Annotated in this window: 16 protein-coding genes; 10 read left to right on the top strand and 6 right to left on the bottom strand. The window is 63.6% G+C overall.

Features of this window, described 5'->3' with window-relative positions; translation table 11 throughout:
- Positions 1 to 183 precede the first annotated feature (183 nt).
- On the bottom strand, positions 184 to 1,368 hold the full coding sequence (gene uxuA, locus EN990_RS00175; RefSeq protein ID WP_127385005.1) for a mannonate dehydratase: 1,185 nt from the start codon (positions 1,366 to 1,368) through the stop codon (positions 184 to 186).
- A 99-nt stretch (positions 1,369 to 1,467) separates the two neighbouring features.
- On the opposite strand from uxuA, the gene EN990_RS00170 reads away from it, so the two are divergent.
- Complete coding sequence (locus tag EN990_RS00170; protein WP_127369247.1) at positions 1,468 to 2,253, top strand: SDR family oxidoreductase; 786 nt, start codon at positions 1,468 to 1,470, stop codon at positions 2,251 to 2,253.
- 107 nt (positions 2,254 to 2,360) lie between these two features.
- On the opposite strand, the gene EN990_RS00165 is transcribed toward EN990_RS00170, so the two are convergent.
- Together EN990_RS00165 and EN990_RS00160 are read right to left on the bottom strand one after the other, a co-directional pair.
- Positions 2,361 to 3,167, bottom strand: coding sequence for an SDR family NAD(P)-dependent oxidoreductase (locus tag EN990_RS00165; RefSeq protein WP_127369246.1), 807 nt, complete (start codon positions 3,165 to 3,167; stop codon positions 2,361 to 2,363).
- On the bottom strand, positions 3,164 to 4,018 hold the full coding sequence (locus EN990_RS00160) for an NAD(P)-dependent oxidoreductase (protein ID WP_127369245.1): 855 nt from the start codon (positions 4,016 to 4,018) through the stop codon (positions 3,164 to 3,166). Before EN990_RS00160 ends, EN990_RS00165 begins: the two co-directional genes overlap by 4 nt.
- Before the next feature lie 232 nt (positions 4,019 to 4,250).
- On the opposite strand from EN990_RS00160, the gene EN990_RS00155 reads away from it, so the two are divergent.
- The 3 genes from EN990_RS00155 (at position 4,251) to EN990_RS00145 (ending at position 6,733) form a co-directional block, all read left to right on the top strand.
- Positions 4,251 to 4,895: an isochorismatase family cysteine hydrolase gene (locus EN990_RS00155; protein WP_063173769.1), complete on the top strand. Its 645-nt coding sequence runs from the start codon at positions 4,251 to 4,253 to the stop codon at positions 4,893 to 4,895.
- 48 nt (positions 4,896 to 4,943) lie between these two features.
- Positions 4,944 to 5,495, top strand: a complete 552-nt coding sequence (locus tag EN990_RS00150) for a MarR family winged helix-turn-helix transcriptional regulator (protein WP_024502291.1) — start codon at positions 4,944 to 4,946, stop codon at positions 5,493 to 5,495.
- 101 nt (positions 5,496 to 5,596) lie between these two features.
- A complete protein-coding gene (locus EN990_RS00145) occupies positions 5,597 to 6,733 on the top strand; it encodes an amidohydrolase family protein (protein ID WP_245460996.1) in 1,137 nt (378 codons plus the stop codon).
- Positions 6,734 to 6,736: 3 nt separating this feature from the next.
- Here EN990_RS00145 and EN990_RS00140 read toward each other — a convergent pair whose 3' ends face one another.
- Positions 6,737 to 7,321 (bottom strand): amino acid synthesis family protein, encoded by a 585-nt coding sequence (locus tag EN990_RS00140; protein WP_127385006.1) that lies wholly within the window; start codon positions 7,319 to 7,321, stop codon positions 6,737 to 6,739.
- Positions 7,318 to 7,902: an amino acid synthesis family protein gene (locus EN990_RS00135; protein ID WP_127368017.1), complete on the bottom strand. Its 585-nt coding sequence runs from the start codon at positions 7,900 to 7,902 to the stop codon at positions 7,318 to 7,320. The genes EN990_RS00140 and EN990_RS00135 overlap by 4 nt, the downstream gene beginning before the upstream one ends.
- 253 nt (positions 7,903 to 8,155) lie before the next feature.
- On the opposite strand from EN990_RS00135, the gene EN990_RS00130 reads away from it, so the two are divergent.
- The 6 genes from EN990_RS00130 to EN990_RS00105 all read left to right on the top strand — a co-directional run bounded on the left by EN990_RS00130 (position 8,156) and on the right by EN990_RS00105 (position 14,806).
- Complete coding sequence (locus EN990_RS00130) at positions 8,156 to 9,160, top strand: BMP family ABC transporter substrate-binding protein (protein ID WP_063172800.1); 1,005 nt, start codon at positions 8,156 to 8,158, stop codon at positions 9,158 to 9,160.
- An 88-nt stretch (positions 9,161 to 9,248) separates the two neighbouring features.
- Positions 9,249 to 10,826, top strand: a complete 1,578-nt coding sequence (locus tag EN990_RS00125) for an ABC transporter ATP-binding protein (protein WP_127368016.1) — start codon at positions 9,249 to 9,251, stop codon at positions 10,824 to 10,826.
- Positions 10,823 to 11,863, top strand: coding sequence for an ABC transporter permease (locus EN990_RS00120; RefSeq protein WP_127368015.1), 1,041 nt, complete (start codon positions 10,823 to 10,825; stop codon positions 11,861 to 11,863). The genes EN990_RS00125 and EN990_RS00120 overlap by 4 nt, the downstream gene beginning before the upstream one ends.
- Complete coding sequence (locus tag EN990_RS00115) at positions 11,851 to 12,837, top strand: ABC transporter permease (RefSeq protein WP_013530293.1); 987 nt, start codon at positions 11,851 to 11,853, stop codon at positions 12,835 to 12,837. Before EN990_RS00120 ends, EN990_RS00115 begins: the two co-directional genes overlap by 13 nt.
- A gap of 11 nt (positions 12,838 to 12,848) precedes the next feature.
- On the top strand, positions 12,849 to 13,862 hold the full coding sequence (locus tag EN990_RS00110; protein WP_127368014.1) for a nucleoside hydrolase: 1,014 nt from the start codon (positions 12,849 to 12,851) through the stop codon (positions 13,860 to 13,862).
- Between the two features lie 8 nt (positions 13,863 to 13,870).
- Positions 13,871 to 14,806 carry a nucleoside hydrolase gene (locus EN990_RS00105; RefSeq protein ID WP_127368019.1) on the top strand — a complete coding sequence of 312 codons (936 nt, stop codon included), beginning with the start codon at positions 13,871 to 13,873 and terminating at the stop codon, positions 14,804 to 14,806.
- 19 nt (positions 14,807 to 14,825) lie between these two features.
- Here EN990_RS00105 and EN990_RS00100 read toward each other — a convergent pair whose 3' ends face one another.
- A complete protein-coding gene (locus EN990_RS00100) occupies positions 14,826 to 15,881 on the bottom strand; it encodes a hypothetical protein (RefSeq protein ID WP_245460876.1) in 1,056 nt (351 codons plus the stop codon).
- Positions 15,882 to 16,001 lie beyond the last annotated feature (120 nt).

Genomic DNA, 16,001 nt, shown 5'->3' with positions numbered 1-16,001 from the left:
GCCGGATGGAAGAACGTCAGCGCTGCATATTATGACCTGTCGGCAAATAATTTCCCGACAAGTGCTTTACCCGCCATGCCTCTCGTGGACCGCACTTTCCAGTGCGACAGCGTATAAGTCGCAGCGGAAGCGCAATCGCGCGTGATCGTCTGTAAATCCCGCCAGCCGACCGGCAGGACGGCTTCAAGCCAGCTCGAACCGCTCGATGGCGCGCATGATGCCGCGCAGCTCGGCGAGGCCCTTCAGCCGGCCGATCAGCGAATAGCCGGGGTTGATCCTGGTCTTGCCGATGTCGTCGGCAAGCAGATGGCCATGGTCTGGTCGCATCGGAATGCGCCAGTCGGCACGGCCTTCCCCGCGACGGCGCGCCTCTTCCTGCATCAGAGCGAGGATAACATGCGCCATGTCGGTGCCGCCTTCGAGATGCTCGGCTTCGTAGAACGAGCCGTCATCCTCGATGGTGATGTTGCGGAGGTGGACAAAGTGGATGCGGTCCGCGAATTCCTTGACCATGGCGACGATGTCATTGTCGGCGCGCGTGCCATAAGAGCCGGTGCAGAACGTCAGGCCGTTGGCGGGGCTGTCGACGGCGTTAAGGATGAAACGCGCATCCTCGGCTGTCGAAACGATGCGTGGCAAGCCATAGAGCGAGAAGGGCGGGTCGTCGGGATGGATGCACATGCGCACCCCCTCCTCTTCGGCCACCGGAATGATCTCGCGCAGGAACCAGGCAAGGTTTTGGCGCAGCTCCTTTGGTCCGATCGCATCGTAGTCCGCCAGGGCCTCGCGAAAACTGTCCCTGTCATAGCTGCGCTCGGTCGCCGGCAGGCCGGCGATCAGGTTGCGTTCGATCCTGTCGATCGCTTCGCTGCTCAATTCCTTCAGCCGCGCTTCCGCTTCGGCGATACGGGCAGCGGTATAGCCGGCTTCGGCATTGACGCGCTTCAGCACGAACAGGTCGTAGGCTGCGAAATCGATGGCGTCGAAACGCAGCGCATAGCCCGTCGTCGGCAGCCGATAGGTGAGATCCGTGCGGGTCCAGTCGACCACCGGCATGAAATTGTAGCAGACCGTCGCAATGCCGGCCTTGGCGAGCGCGCGGATTGAGTCGCGATAGTAGCCGGCGTAGCGCTCGCGTTCCGGCGCGCCGATCTTGAAGGAGTTGTGGACCGGAATGCTCTCGACCACCGACCATGTCAGGCCGGCGGCCTCGATGACACGCTTGCGCTCCAGAATGCTCTCGAGCGGCCAGGCGCGCCCGTCATAGATATCGTGCAAGGCGCTCACCACGCCGGTCGCACCGGCCTGCCTGACATGATCGAGCGTTACCGGGTCGTTTGGTCCATACCAGCGCCAGCACTGTTCCATTGCCGCTTCCTTCTGCGAGAGGATGGCAACCTATTGTTGGACCACAATGGGTGTCAAACTAGGAACCGGTTTCGGACAGCGAATGAAGGAGTTTTCCCAATGAAGGATTTCGACGGCAAGGTTGCCTTGGTGACGGGGACGACCGGGATTGGCCTCGCAACCGCCAGACGCCTCGCTGCAGGGGGCGCTGCGATCGTCGCCTGCGGCATCGACCGCGCGGCCAACGCGGCGTTGAAAGCGGAACTGGAAAGCTCCGCAGCCGGGGCGCTGGTGATAGGCGCCGACGTCTCCGTGCCCGATCAGGTTCGCGACGCGGTCGCGGCCGGCGTGGAGCGGTTCGGCGGCCTCGATATCGTCGTCAATTCGGCGGCGGTGCATCCGTACGGAACCGCCGTCAGCACCGATTTCGAGACCTGGAACAAGGCGATGTCGGTCAATGTCGGGTCGATCTATCTGACCGCGCATTTCGGCATCCCGGAAATGGTCCGCAGGGGCGGCGGCGCCATCGTCAACGTCGCTTCGGTGCAGGGCTTTGCCTGCCAGCAAAACGTCGCCGCCTATGCCACCACCAAGGGCGCCATCCACACGCTGACGCGTGCCCTGGCCCTCGACCATGCGCGCTCCGGCATCCGCGTCAATTCCGTCAGCCCCGGCTCGATCCGCACCCCGATCCTGGAGCAGGCCGCCCGCGGCGAGAACGGCACGGACGCCGATGTCGAGGCCGCCTACAAGCGCTTCGGCGAAGCGCACCCCATCGGGCGCATCGGCGAGCCGGAGGAGGTGGCCGAACTTATCGCTTTCCTGTGTTCGTCGAAGGCCGGATTCTGCACTGGCGCGGACTACAAGATCGATGGCGGCCTGACCGCCGGCATCGGCGTGAAGTAGATCGCGAATGGGGCCTGGCCTTTAGCGGGAGCGGCCGGCATCCGACAATTGGTTTGCCGAATTCTTGCAGATCAATGCTCAAGCAAATCGAGCAGCGAAATTGAGCTTTAGCGAAATTTCGGAAACGCACCGCCATCAGGGGCGTTGGCCCAGCTCTGCAAGGTCTGGCCGCCGTCGATCAGCCAATCCACGCCTGTGACGTGCCTCGCCTCGTCCGAGGCCAGGAAAGCCACGGCGGCCGCGACATCGTCCGGCTGGCCGATGCGGCGCAATGGAATGCGGTCGGCGAAATGCTGGACGCTGCTCTTGAATTCGCCGTCACCGGAAGCCAGCACGCCAAGCGTCGTCTCGATCACGCCGGGGCAAATGGCATTGACGCGTATGCCGTAGGGCGCGGCATCGAGCGCCGCAACCCGCGTCAGGCCGACCACGCCGTGTTTGGAAGCGACATAGCCGGCACCGCCCGAAAGGACGTCCCAACCGGCCATGGATGAGCCCATGTTGACGATCGAGCCACCGGTCCCCGCCTTGATCATCGCCCGAAGCGATGCCTGCAGGACGAGGAAGATACCGCGCAGATTGATACGGATGGTCGTATCCCAGTCCTCGACCGGCAGGTCGTGAACGGGAGCGACGACGCCGGAAATGCCGGCATTGTTGAACACCGCGTCGAGGCCGCCGAACGTCTCGACGGTCGCCTCGACGGCGCGCCGCACATCCGCTTCATCGCTGACGTCGGCTTCGATGGCAATGGCGTTTTCACCCAGTGAGCGAGCCAGTTGCTGCGCCGCCGCGCCATTGCGATCGACAATGGCGACGCGCGCGCCTTCGTCAAGGAAACGCCGCACCGCCGCGCCGCCGATCGCGCCGGCGCCGCCAGTGACAAGGATCTTCTTCTGGTCGAATCGTTTCATCCCCCGGTCTCCGGCTTTGGATAGGAACGCCATGAATATTGTGGTTCGAAGCCGATCGTTTCGCGCGCATGGACCGTGTCGAGCACGGCGCCAAAGCCGGCGATCGGCCGCGATAGAGCGACATCGGGATAGACCCGGCGCACGAGCGCTTCGGTTTCCTCTTCCATGAAGGTGTCGGCGGCGCTGAGCAGGACGCGCAGATGGCCGTCGCCTTGCCATTCAAGCGCCCGCAGGAAGCCCTGCCCGGCGTCGCGCGCGTCGAGATAGGCCCACAGGTCGCGGGCACTGTCGGCCGTGGCGCGGCGCGGCCCGACGCCCTCGAAAAATGAACCCGGCGTCTGGATCCACGGCATGCGGATACTGACCGCCGAAAAGGCGCCGCGGCGCACCGCCGCGTCGACGATTTCCTCGCCCAGCCATTTCGACAGGCCGTACGGATCCTGCGCGCCGGCCGGGTGGTCCAGGTCGACCGGCAGATAGGGCGGCCGCACAGGTTTTTCGAAAAAGGGATAGCCGAAGACGCTGAAGGATGAGGCATAGATGAAGCGCCTAGCGCCGGCCATGGCGGCTGCCTCGACCACATTGTAGGCGGTCGCGATGTTGGTCTTGAACACCTCGCCGCCGGCCCGGCCGGTCGGCCGCGGAATGGCCGCGACATGCACAACGGCATCGCAATCGCGCACCAGCTGCAGTGTCGATCCCAGATCGGTCAAATCGGCGGTTGCGTGGCGCCATGCGACCTCACCCGGTACCACGGCATCGACACCAAGCACATCGTGGCCGGCCGCAACCAGAGCCTCGGCCACATGGCGGCCAAGCAGGCCGCTGGCTCCGGTGACGATGGTTTTCATATCTCGGCCTCGGCTCCGCAATTCAGCGGCTTGAATATCATTGATGGTCATACAAATCGAGCACATGCCTGACAAGCGTTGTCAAGGCCATTTCGCGATGGGCAAATAGCGCATACGCTTGTCGGAGCGCGGTGCGCAAGGCCGACCAGCACGCTTTGCGTCGAACGGGATTGACTTGGCATCCACTAGGGTTTTTTGTATGAGCATCAACGATCGGTCAAAGGAGCTCGCCATGTCCGTGGACAGTTTTTCCTCACATCGGCACGATGATGCGGTGCGCCTCGATCCACGCCGTGCAGCCGTTATCGTCATCGATATGGTCAATGAGTTCTGCAAGCCCGGCGGGGCCATGGTCCTGCCTGGGTACGAGACGCTGGTCGCGCCGCAACTGGCCGTGATCGAGGCCGCGCGCGCCGCCGGCGTGCCGGTGATCTGGGTCCATGACAGCCACCGGCCGGGCATGCGACGCGAGCGCGAATGGCTGAAGCGCACACCGCATTGCCTGGATGGAAGCTGGGGGCCGGAGATCATCGAGGATCTCGGCGCCCGCGATGATGAGATCCATGTCATCAAGCGGCGCTACTCGGCCTTCTTTCAAACCGACCTCGACCTGACGCTGAAAGACATGCAGGTCGACCAGTTGGTCATTTTCGGCGTGGTCACCAACATCTGCGTGCGCTCGACCGTCCATGACGCCTTTTTCCAGGGCTATGAGGTGGTGGTGCCAAGCGATTGCTGCGCAGCAACGGGACCCCGCGAGCAGGAAAGCTCGCTCTACGACATAGCGACCCATTTCGGCGTGGTCAGCGATTCGGCTGATGTCGTCGCAGCCCTCCGCGACGGGACGTCGCTTCAACCAGCGGAGGTCGCGGCTTGAGCTTTTCCAAACCGGCGACATCCGAGACAGCGGCGATAGGAGTCCGGTGTGACGACTGAAAAGAAACCGCAATCCGAAAAAGGCGCGACCTCGAAAACGCCGAGCGGCGATGCACCCCCGAGCCGCGAGCAAGTGCTGCAGCAATACGCCGAGACCGGCTATGAACTGGACCGTCACCCGGCGCACGTCATCCGCCGGGCGCATCAGCGCGCGACACTGCGCTTCCAGCAGGTCATGGCCGGCGAAGACCTTTCGCCAACGCAATTCGCGGCGCTCGCCACGATCCTCAAGCATGGCGAAGTCTCGCAGAACCATCTCGGCCGGCTGACGGCGATGGACCCGTCGACCATCAGCATCGTCATGCGTAAACTGCTCAAACACGGGCTGATCACGCGCAGCGCCTCCGAAACCGACCAACGCCTGACGATGATCGCGCTGACCAGCAAAGGGACCGACTATACGCTGGAGCGGCTCGAACGCAGCGTCGAGGTCGGGCGGCGGTTCCTGTCGCCGCTCTCCCCGGCTGAGCAGGCGACGCTGCTTCGCCTGCTCCAGCGCATCAATGACGACGATCCAACGAATGGCGACGGCGGCAAATAAGCCTCGTCCAGTCCTTTTTTCCATAACAGCAAAAGTGAGAACCGGTGTCGTCCGACCTCCAGTCGTCTGCCAACACGCTCGTCGTCCGCAATATCGGTCTCATGCTGAGCGGCGATCTCGCACAACCGATCATCGACGCCGACACCATCGTCGTGAGCGATGGACGCATATCAGGCATTGGCAAGGCAGGCGACATTGATGGCGGCAGCGCGGCGACGATCATCGATGCGATGGGCTGTGCGGTCGCGCCGGGTCTTATCGACAACCACGCCCATCCGGTGGCCGGCGACTGGACGCCCCGGCAGAACCAGATCGGCTGGATGGATTCGACCGTGCATGGCGGCGTCACCACGATCATTTCGGCTGGCGAGGTCCACACACCGGGCCGACCGCGCGATCTTGTCGGGCTGAAGGCGTTGGCGATCGCGGCGCAGCGCACCTTCTCCAACTTCCGTCCGAACGGCATGAAGATCCTGGCCGGGGCACCGATCCTGGAACCCGGCCTTACCGAGGAAGACTTCCGCAGTCTCGCCGAGGCCGGCGTGACGCTTGTCGGCGAAGTCGGGCTTGGCGGCGTCAAGGATGGGCCGACCGGCCGGAAGATGATCGCCTGGGCGCGCAAATACGGCATGACCTCGATGACCCACACGGGCGGCCCGTCGCTGCCCGGCTCCGGCCGCATCGGCGCGGATGTCGTGCTGGAGGTCGACGCCGACATCGTCGCCCACGTCAATGGCGGGCCAACCGCCCTGCCCGAGGCGGAAATACGTCAGATCTGCGAGAAGGGTTCGAGGGCGCTTGAAATCGTCCATAACGGCAATTTGCGCACCGGACTGTTCGTGCTCGACCTGGCAAGGCAGCGCGGCGAACTTTCGCGCGTCATCCTCGGCACCGACAGCCCGGCCGGATCCGGCGTGCAGCCGCTCGGCATCCTGCGAACCCTGACCATGCTGGCTTCGCTGGGCGGTATTGCACCGGAAGTGGCGTTCTGCCTTGCCAGCGGCAACACGGCGCGCGTGCGCGGACTGGACGATCGCGGTTTGATCGAGGTCGGTCGCGCCGCCGACCTGATCTTCATGGATCAGGCGATCGGCGGCGCCGGCGACGGGCTGCTCGACAGCGTGGCGCTCGGCAATCTTCCAGGCATTGGAATGGTCGTCATCGACGGCGTGGTGCGGACCGGCCGGAGCCGCAACACCCCGCCGGCGATGCGGGTGCCGGAAGTCCTGGCGGCCTGACGGTCAGCCGACGCCGTCAATGCCGACAATCTTGTCCTTGGTCAGCCCGCCGACGCGCGGGTGCGGCCTGCCGGAATCGGTGACGGCGATAGCGACGACGATCTCGTCGGCACGCGGTGCGTCGGGAACACGAACCTCCATGCCGTCGAAATGGCTGCGCACCCGCGCCGCGTCCTTGTGGCCGAGCGGAATATCGAGCGGCACGCCGAGGCCGCCGCGCTTCTTCGATGAGGGAATGAGCGCGGCGCCCTTGCCGAGCACATCGCGGAACGGGGCGCCGAGCTTTGGATGAAGGATGGCGGCGGCATGTTCGAGCTCGCCATCGGCGCCGACGGCGGCCGCCTTGCCGAAGCTCTCGACCCGGTTGCCGGCAATGCCCAGAGCAGCGACGGCGCGCTTGGGCAAGATTTCGCCCAACGCTTCGCCGATGGCGCTGAGTGCCGACAGATCCTCGACGTAGGTACCCGCATAGGGGTTGCGGATGACCGCAATGGCTGCGGCACGCCGCGTCGGCGGATCGACGTGCCGCCCGCCTTCGATCCGGGTTTCCTCGACGATGGTGATGATACGGCGGATTTCCGGGCTCATCGCAGTCCGTCCTCACCCTTGATGTCGGCGGCGGCAAGGCCGCCGACCCGTGCATGAACGCGTGCGCCGGTGGTCATCGCCAGGATGACCGCCATTTCATCGCTGCGCGGCGCATCGGCAATGCCGATCTCGATTGCATCGAAATGGCTGCGCACATAGGAGGCGTTTATGTGCGTGATCGGGATGTCGATGCGCGTTCCGGGGCCGCCGACTTTCTTGGTCGAAGGCACGATCGCCTTGGCATTGCCGAGCAGTTCGCGCATCGCGTAGCCGCCCGGATTGTGCCAGAGCGCGCCATGTTCAAGCTCGCCGGCGGCGCCGACTATGGCACCCTTGCCATAACCTTCGATGGCCTGGCCGCCCTCACCAATGGCGTCGATCAGGCGCCGAGCCATATCGAGACCGAGCGGCTTCAGGTCTTCCATGAAGCCGGTGATCTCTTCGACATAGCGTCCGGCAAAAGGGTTGGCGATGACCGCGACGATCGCGCCTCGCTTGAGCGGGCGTGCCGCGTGGGGTCCGCCCTCATGGAATATCTCTTCCATCTGAACCAGAAATTTCCTGACCACCACAGCCGGCATTGTTCTCTTCCTTCATCCCGTCGTTCATAAAACTCGTTAGAGTATCAACAATTATGCCTATCGACATTTGTCAAGCACAGACGTCGGGCAAGCGGGCGAAGGGCCAAGAAAACTGCATCGGATGACGATTGACAGCCTGTTAAGCCGCTCCTAAACTCATATGACCATCAACGAACTCGCCGTTGTCCCGGCGATGTGTGGGGGATGGTCAAAGCGTGGCTTCAAAAGCTGAAAAAAGCTGAAGGGGAATGACATGAAAAGGGCGCTCAAGAGTTTATTCCTGGCCGGCACGATGCTTGCCATTTCGTTCGGACCGGCCGCCGCACAGGCCAAGGTTTCCGTGGCCGCCATCTCGGGATACTTTGCACAGGGTTTTGGCGTTTCGATCGTCAACGGCCTCAACAAGGCCAAGACCGATTTCGGCATCGATCTCAAGCTGGTCGACACCGGCAATCGCGCGCTCGACTACCAGCAGCAGTTCGAGAATCTTGCCAAGGGCAAACAGTACGACCTGATCTTCGTGATGGGCTGGGAGCTGGTGGACTCGCTGCAAAAGGTCAGCGCCGAATATCCTGACCAGCGCTTCGTGTTCATCGATGGCGTCCTCGACAACCCCAAGATGATCTACGCCAATTTCGCCGAGGAGCAGGGATCCTTCGTCGCCGGCGCGCTTGCCGGCATGATCGAAGCCAAGGGCACCGCCTTCGACAAGATCGGCGACGGCAAGGCCATCGGCTTTGTCGGCGGCCGCGATATCCCGGTGATCCGCAACTTCCTGGGCGGCTACGAGCAAGGCGCCAAATATGCCGCGCCCGACGTCAAGGTGAACTCCGTCTTCGCCGGAACCTTCGACGACCCGGCCAAGGGAAGCGAACTTGCCCAGGCGCTTTACGGCCAAGGCTCCGACATTGTCTACAACGTCGCCGGCCCGACGGGTGAAGGCGTGATGCAGGCAAGTGCCGCGGTCGACAAATATTCGATCGGCGTCGACATCGACATGTGCGGCTCGGCCCCCGGAAATGTGCTCGCCAGCATGCTGAAGCGCGGCGACATCGCCGTCTATACGCTGATCAAGGACGAGGTCGAGGGCCGCAAGATCACCGCCGGCACCCGCACTTTCGACCTCGCCTCGGGCGGTGTCGAAGTCAAGGTCTGCGATGACATCGCCGTCAAGATCCCGGCAGAGATGACCGCCAAGCTCGACGAGATCAAAAAGGGCATCGTCGACGGCAAGATCGTGATCGCCAAGGCGAAATAAGCCAACACCAGCGCCTCCCTCCCAAGAAAGCGCTAGACTGATCCGCCGCGGCTTGCCGCGGCGGATCAGTGTCCAATCTGCGAGAGCCATGTTGTCGAACACGCCGGGGTCGCCGACCCTCCACAGCAATGCCGCGATGGCCGTCGAGTTGACTGGCATCACCAAGCGTTTTGGCGCATTCGTCGCCAATGACGGCATCGACCTTGCGGTCCGCCGCGGCGAGATCCACGCCATCATCGGCGAGAACGGTGCCGGCAAGACGACGCTGATGAACATCCTGTTCGGCCTCTTGCAGCCGGACGAAGGCTCGATCCGGCTGAACGGTGAAGAGATCGTGATCGCCGACCCGTCCATGGCGATAAAGGCCGGCCTCGGCATGGTTCACCAGCATTTCAAGCTGGTTCCCTCGCTCTCGGTTGCCGACAACGTCTTTCTCGGCATGGAAATCCGTCGCCATGGACTGATCGACCACGCTGCGCAGGTGGCGCGAACGCGCGACCTGTCGAAGCGCTTCGGCCTGCAGGTCGATCCGACCGAGCGCGTCGGGCTGCTCTCGGTCGGCATAGAACAGCGCATCGAAATCCTGAAGGTCCTGGTGCGCGGCGCGCGCACCATCATCCTCGATGAACCGACCGCCGTGCTGACGCCGCAGGAGAGCCGTGAACTGTTCCAGACGCTGCGCAGCTTCGTGGCCGAGGGCATGACGGTGATCTTCATTTCGCACCACCTGGAAGAAGTGATGGAAGTGTCCGACACGGTGACGGTGCTGCGCAACGGCAGGAAGGTGGCGACCAGGCCGACGGCCGAGCTCAGCAAGGACGAGTTGGTGCACATGATGGTCGGCCGCGAAGTGAGCTTCGACCGCCGGCCGCGCGCTTCGCTGCACGGCGACGTGGTGCTCGAAGTGAAGGATCTGTGGGCGCGCGACGATCGCCTGCTGCCAGCCCTTCGCTTTGCCAGTTTCACGGTCCGCTCCGGCGAGGTGGTGGGGATCGCGGGTGTGGCCGGCAATGGACAGACGGAGCTGGCGGAAGTGCTTTCGGGCCTGCGGCCGGCAAGCCATGGCGGGGCCTGGCTGAAGGGCCAGAATCTCACCGATCTCTCGCCCGCCGCGATCCGCCAGGCAGGCCTCGCCCATGTTCCAGGCGACCGCATGGTACGCGGGGTCGATCGCAACGCTTCGATAGCGGCCAACACCCTGATGGGCCGCCAGCATCGCGCACCATGGAGTCGTGGCGGCATGCTCAACTGGAATGCCATAAATCAAAACGCCGAAACGCTGATCAAGAGCTTCGATATTCGCGCGCGCGGACCGGGCGATGCGGTCAAGCGGCTTTCGGGCGGAAACATCCAGAAGGTCGTTCTGGCACGCGAATTCACCAATGGCGCCGATTTCCTGCTGATCGACCAGCCGACGCGCGGCGTCGACATCGGCGCCCAGGAGGCCATTCATGACGAGATCATGCGACAGCGCGCCGCCGGCCGCGCGATCCTGCTGATTTCCGTGCAACTCGACGAACTGGCCGCCCTTGCCGACCGCATCCTGGTGATGTTCAACGGGCGGATCATGGGCGAGGTTTCTGGCGATGACGCCGACGAGGAGCGCATCGGCATGATGATGGCAGGCGTGGCCGCGCCGGAATTCCCCGCGGAGACCGCATCATGAAAGACCATTTGCGTGCCGTTTCCGGCCAGGTCATCGCCATCGGCGTGGCACTGCTGATGGGCGCGATCATCATCCTCATGGTCGGCGAAAGCCCGGTGCGTGTGTTCATGACACTGTTGCGCGGCGCCTTCGGCGATCAGGAGAAGATTGCCGGGACCTTGCTGCAGACGACGCCGATCCTGATCTGCGGTGTCGCGGCCTGCATCGGCTTGCGCGGCGGCATGTTCAACGTCGGCATCGAGGGCCAGCTGTTCCTCGGCGGCTTCGCCGCCGCCTGGGTCGGCTTTGCCATGCCCCTGCCCGCGGGCATCCACACACTGGCAGCACTGGCGCTGGCGGTCGTGGCGGGCGCGGCCTGGGTCGCCATCCCCGCCTATTTCCGCGCCCGCTACAACACCAACGAGGTCGTCTCGACGATCCTGTCGAACTACGTGGCGGTGCTGCTCACATCCTACTTCACCATCTTCCTGTTCAAGCGGCCGGGCGGCTGGTCGGAGACGCCGCCGATCCTGGCGACATCCTATCTGCCGGAGATCTTCGCCTTCTCGCGGTTGAACTGGGGCCTGGTCATTGGCCTGGTGCTGGCGGTCGGCGCGGCCCTTGTCTTCCGCTACACCAAATGGGGTTACGGCGTCACGATGGTCGGCTCGGCGCCGAAATTCGCCGAATATGGCGGCGTCAACGTGAAACGGCAGGGTTTCCTGGTCCTGCTGCTTTCAGGGGCCGTCGGCGGGCTGGCCGGCGGCGTCGAGACGCTCGGCGTCCATCACCGCTTCATGGAAGGATTTGCCCCCGGTTTCGGCTTCGACGGGCTGATCGCCGCCCTGCTCGCCAATGGCTCGCCGGTCGCCACCATCTTCACCGCACTGTTCTTCGGTGCCCTGCGCAACGGATCGCTGCTGCTCGAGGTCGACACCAGCGCGTCGCGCGAAATCATCACCGTGATCCAGGCGCTGATCATCCTCAGCGTGTCGGCCCAGGTGCTGGTGAGAAAGCGCGGCGACAGCCAGGCAGGGGAGCGGCGATGGAAATTCTAGACAAGCTCATCAACGTCGCGCTGATCGCTGCGACGCTTCGCACCACCGCGCCCATCCTTCTGGTCGCGCTTGGCGGCTCGTTCACCACCAAGGCCGGCATCTTCAACATCGGCCTCGAGGGGCAGATGCTGGTCGGCGCCTTCTTCGCCGTCCTCGGTTCGATCTGGACCGGTTCCGCACTGGCGGGCGTCGCCTGCGGCGTTGCGGCGGCGCTCGTCTTCGCCCTGGTTTTTGCTGTCCTGGTGGTGAGCTTCAAGGCCAATGAAGTTGTCGTCGGGCTGGCGCTCAACATCCTGGCCGGCGGCATGACGATCTCGCTGATGAAAGCGATCTTCGGCACGCGCGGTTCGATCGTCGGTCACGGCATCGTCGGCCTGCCGAAAGTCCAGCTGCCCGGCGCCCGCGACCTTCTCGGCTCCTGGGCGCCGCTGATCTCCGGTTTCACGCCGCTCGTCTATGCCGCCTTCATCGCCGTGCCGCTGCTGGTCGTCTGCTACAACCGGACGCGGCTCGGCCTCTATATCCGCGTCGTCGGCGAAAAGCCGGAAGCCGCCGAGGCGCTTGGCATCTCGATCACCCGCGTCCGCTACATCGCATCCCTGCTGTGCGGATTGCTGGCGGGCCTCGCCGGCGCGCATCTGTCCCTCGGCTACATCACCATGTTCACCGAAAACATGTCGTCGGGCCGTGGTTTCATGGCGGTGGCGATCCTGATCTTTTCCAACGGCGATCCGCTGAAGGTGCTGGCCGGCTGCCTGCTGTTCGGCTTCGCCGATGCCTTTTCGTTGCGCCTGCAGACGTTTGGCTATCCGTCCTACCTGGTTCTCACCGTCCCCTATGTCGTCGCGCTGATCGCATTGTTCGCGCTGTCCTACCGGGCGCGCCCGAGGATCATCGCGGAGACGCTGGAATCGATGCGGAAACTGCTGTCGGTAGACAGGAACACCGAACCCGGCGGCAAAAATCCCCAGTGAAGGAAGCCTTTATGGAACGCATAATCCTCGACGTGGATTCAGCCGGCGACGATATTCTCGCCGTGCTGTTTGCAGCGGTCAATCCCAAACTCCGGCTCGAGGGTGTCACCACCGTGACCGGTGCGGCCGGCCCGATCGAACAGGTCACCAACGTCGTCCTCAACACGCTGACGCTCGCCGGGCGTAACGATATCCCGGTTCACGCCGGCGCGTGGCGGCCGATCGTCGGCAACGCCAAGGCCGACATGGAGGCGCCGGTGCATTTCGAAAAACGGCTTGTCGCCCGTTTCGGCGATCGCCTGAAGAAGTTCAACCCGCCGGCGCCGACGCCGGTGCGGCAGGCCACGTCGGGACATGCGGTCGATTTCATCATCGAGACGGTCATGGCCAATCCGGGCGAGATCACGCTGGTGACGACCGGCCCGCTGACCAACACGGCGATGGCGCTGTTGCAGGAGCCGGGACTGACCGGTGCACTCAAGCGGCTGATCGTGCTCGGCGGCAATTTCCAGACGCCGGGCAACATCACACCCCTGTCGGAGTACAACATCTGGGCCGATCCGGAGGCTTCGCGCATCGTGCTCAACGCCGATGTCGAGAAGATCCTCGTCCCCCTCGACATCTGCGAGGACAACCGCGTCGCCGACTCGATGCTGACGCGCGACGACATCGCCGACATGCAGGCCGTCGCCAGGGACAATCCCGTCCTTGAGATGATCGCCGACAGCTTCCCGATCTACATCGACATCTGGCGCGAATTCTTCGACCTCGTCGGGTTCCCGATGGATGACGTGATCACCGTGGCGCTGGCTTTCGATCCCGGCCTGGCGACGATGACCGAGCCGCTGTTCGCCGACGTCGTGCTCGACGGCAGGCTGGCGCGCGGCCAGACCGTCGCCTATCGCGGCCGGCAACTGCTGCCCGGCGGCGGGCCCAAGACCACCCGCATCTGCACCGGCCTGGACGGCCGGCGTTTCCTCGACGGCTTCAAGAAAACCATAGCGCGCTACGAGCGGGCGGCGTGAAAGACGACATGATGACCAAGCCAACTCCTATCCTGTTCGACTGCGACCCCGGCCACGACGACGCCATTGCGCTGGTCATGGCGCATCGCTCGCCGGCCATCGAACTCATCGGCGTCACCACGACCTGCGGCAATGCGGAAGTCGAGAAGACGACCGCCAATGCCTTGCGCATCCTGGAGTATATCGGCGCCGGCGACGTGCCTGTCGCGCAGGGCTGTCACCGCCCGCTGGCGCGCCCGCTGGTGCTCGGCACCGCCGATGGCCCGAGCGGGCTCGAGGGCTCGCCCTACCTGCCGCAGGCGACGATCAAGCCGGTTGACCGGCATGCCGTCGATTTCCTGGCCGACAGGCTGCGCGCCGCGCCCGAACCGATCCTGGTCGTCGCCACCGGCCCGCTCAGCAATATCGGCCTGATGATCCTCAAGCATCGCGACGTGCTGCCCAAGATCAAGGAGCTGATCTGGATGGGCGGCGTGTTCTACCGCAAGAGCGAGATCATCACGCCGACCGAATTCAACGCGTTCTGCGATCCCGAAGCGCTGAAGATCGTGCTGGACAGCGGCGTGCCGATCCTGATGGTCGGCCTCGACGTCACCATGCAGGTGCTGATCGAGGCGCCGCAATATGCCGAACTCGCCACCATCGACACGCCGCTCGGCCGGCTCGTCAACGACTGGCTGCTGTTCTACGAGAAGCTGCACCGCAACTCGATGGGCGTCGGCGGCGCCATGCACGATCCGCTGGCGCTGGCGCTGGCCATCGACCCGACATTGGTGCGCACGCGCCCTGCCCATATCGGAGTCGATCTGTCCGGCACCTACGCCTTCGGCGCGACCATCGCCGACTACTGGGGCGAGCGCGGTGAAAAGGACAATGCCCGCATCGCCCATGAGGTCGACGCGGACCGCTTCTTCAAGCTGATGTTCGATCTCCTGCGGGACTGAACATCCAACGGACTGAGGGTTAGCGGAACAGATATTTCGAGACTTCCGGGTTGCCGCGACGCCACATCACATTGTCCAGGAAGTAGTGGTGCACGTTGATGAATATCCACGCGATGAAGAGGAAAAGCGACGAGCCGAGCACCTGTTTGTCGTAGGGAACCAGGGCACTCAGCGCCATCGGCACGAGCCAGAAACCGAGAGCACCGAGAATTGTGCCAGCGATGATGAATATCAGCACCCGCAGCCTGTACATCGGCCCAAGAATGGACAGCACCCTGAATTCCGGATCCTTGACGGCATCCACGCGGTCGCGCTCGACGTTGGTCTGGTAACGCCAGACCACCGCCAAATACTGCAACGAATGGAGCGCCGGTACCACGAGCAGCCAAAGCGGGTTCAATCTCACGAACAGAATCCAGGCATAGAGGGTCGTGACGTAAGCGACGACACCGTTATACGGCAGAGCGCCGCCATGTTTGCGCCAGCGATTGACGAACATCACGGCGGTGGCCGCCGAGGAGGCAGCGGCGACCGCGAGCGCGATGTTGAGGAGCCAGGGCGGGACAGCGAATGTGTAGTAGTCCAGGCCCCAGAACTGCCTTTCGGTGATCACCGCGTTTGTCTGGAGCCAGGCGAACAGCCACACGGCATATCCGTTGAACAGCAGCGCTTTCTTGTCCTGATCGCTGAAGAATTTGCGCTTCAGCACCGCGTCCACCATCAGCATGCCATAGCCTTGCTTGACGTAGTGCCAGCCGACGAAAAAGCCCATCGCGTTGGTGGCATATCCCAGCAGGCGGGCGTTGCCGGTTACGGAGCCATAGGCGAAGAAAGCGACCATGATCATTGGGACGGCAATGCCCGCGATGATGTAGCGGATCTGGAGATTCCTGTCATATCCGTCGCCGCGCACCTTGCGCCCGAAATCGCGATAGAAAATCTGATACGAGTGGGCAAAATGTGGATGGTTTATCAGATTGGCGAGCAAGAGCATTACCGCCGCCACAACGCCCTCGTATCTAAGAGGCACAAAGAACAGGATCGGCAGGATCAGGAACGCGCTCCCGCCGAGCATGAAAAAATCGATGAACGGACCGAACAGATATTTCTGTGGAGGCGCCGCGACCGAGACCGGAGCATCCGCCGAAAGGTGAAGTGCCATGCTGCCTTCTCCCTGTGATTGTTTATCTAGCCA

Origin of the sequence: Mesorhizobium sp. M7A.F.Ca.US.005.03.1.1, assembly GCF_003997975.1 — a bacterium.
Lineage (GTDB): Bacteria > Pseudomonadota > Alphaproteobacteria > Rhizobiales > Rhizobiaceae > Mesorhizobium > Mesorhizobium ciceri.
The sequence above is the reverse complement of the archived record's forward strand: the minus strand, read 5'-3'. Positions and strand labels throughout refer to the sequence as shown.

Bases quoted from the DNA above. Each gene is read 5' to 3' on its own strand.
- EN990_RS00135 (WP_127368017.1), bottom strand. From the start codon at position 7,902: ATGCCGGCTGTGGTGGTCAGGAAATTTCTGGTTCAGATGGAAGAGATA.
- EN990_RS00130 (WP_063172800.1), top strand. From the start codon at position 8,156: ATGAAAAGGGCGCTCAAGAGTTTATTCCTGGCCGGCACGATGCTTGCC.
- EN990_RS00145 (WP_245460996.1), top strand. From the start codon at position 5,597: ATGCTGAGCGGCGATCTCGCACAACCGATCATCGACGCCGACACCATC.
- EN990_RS00155 (WP_063173769.1), top strand. From the start codon at position 4,251: ATGTCCGTGGACAGTTTTTCCTCACATCGGCACGATGATGCGGTGCGC.
- EN990_RS00100 (WP_245460876.1), bottom strand. From the start codon at position 15,881: ATGCTCGGCGGGAGCGCGTTCCTGATCCTGCCGATCCTGTTCTTTGTG.
- EN990_RS00165 (WP_127369246.1), bottom strand. From the start codon at position 3,167: ATGAAACGATTCGACCAGAAGAAGATCCTTGTCACTGGCGGCGCCGGC.
- EN990_RS00115 (WP_013530293.1), top strand. From the start codon at position 11,851: ATGGAAATTCTAGACAAGCTCATCAACGTCGCGCTGATCGCTGCGACG.
- uxuA (WP_127385005.1), bottom strand. From the start codon at position 1,368: ATGGAACAGTGCTGGCGCTGGTATGGACCAAACGACCCGGTAACGCTC.
- EN990_RS00120 (WP_127368015.1), top strand. From the start codon at position 10,823: ATGAAAGACCATTTGCGTGCCGTTTCCGGCCAGGTCATCGCCATCGGC.
- EN990_RS00105 (WP_127368019.1), top strand. From the start codon at position 13,871: ATGATGACCAAGCCAACTCCTATCCTGTTCGACTGCGACCCCGGCCAC.
- EN990_RS00125 (WP_127368016.1), top strand. From the start codon at position 9,249: ATGTTGTCGAACACGCCGGGGTCGCCGACCCTCCACAGCAATGCCGCG.
- EN990_RS00170 (WP_127369247.1), top strand. From the start codon at position 1,468: ATGAAGGATTTCGACGGCAAGGTTGCCTTGGTGACGGGGACGACCGGG.
- EN990_RS00110 (WP_127368014.1), top strand. From the start codon at position 12,849: ATGGAACGCATAATCCTCGACGTGGATTCAGCCGGCGACGATATTCTC.
- EN990_RS00160 (WP_127369245.1), bottom strand. From the start codon at position 4,018: ATGAAAACCATCGTCACCGGAGCCAGCGGCCTGCTTGGCCGCCATGTG.
- EN990_RS00140 (WP_127385006.1), bottom strand. From the start codon at position 7,321: ATGAGCCCGGAAATCCGCCGTATCATCACCATCGTCGAGGAAACCCGG.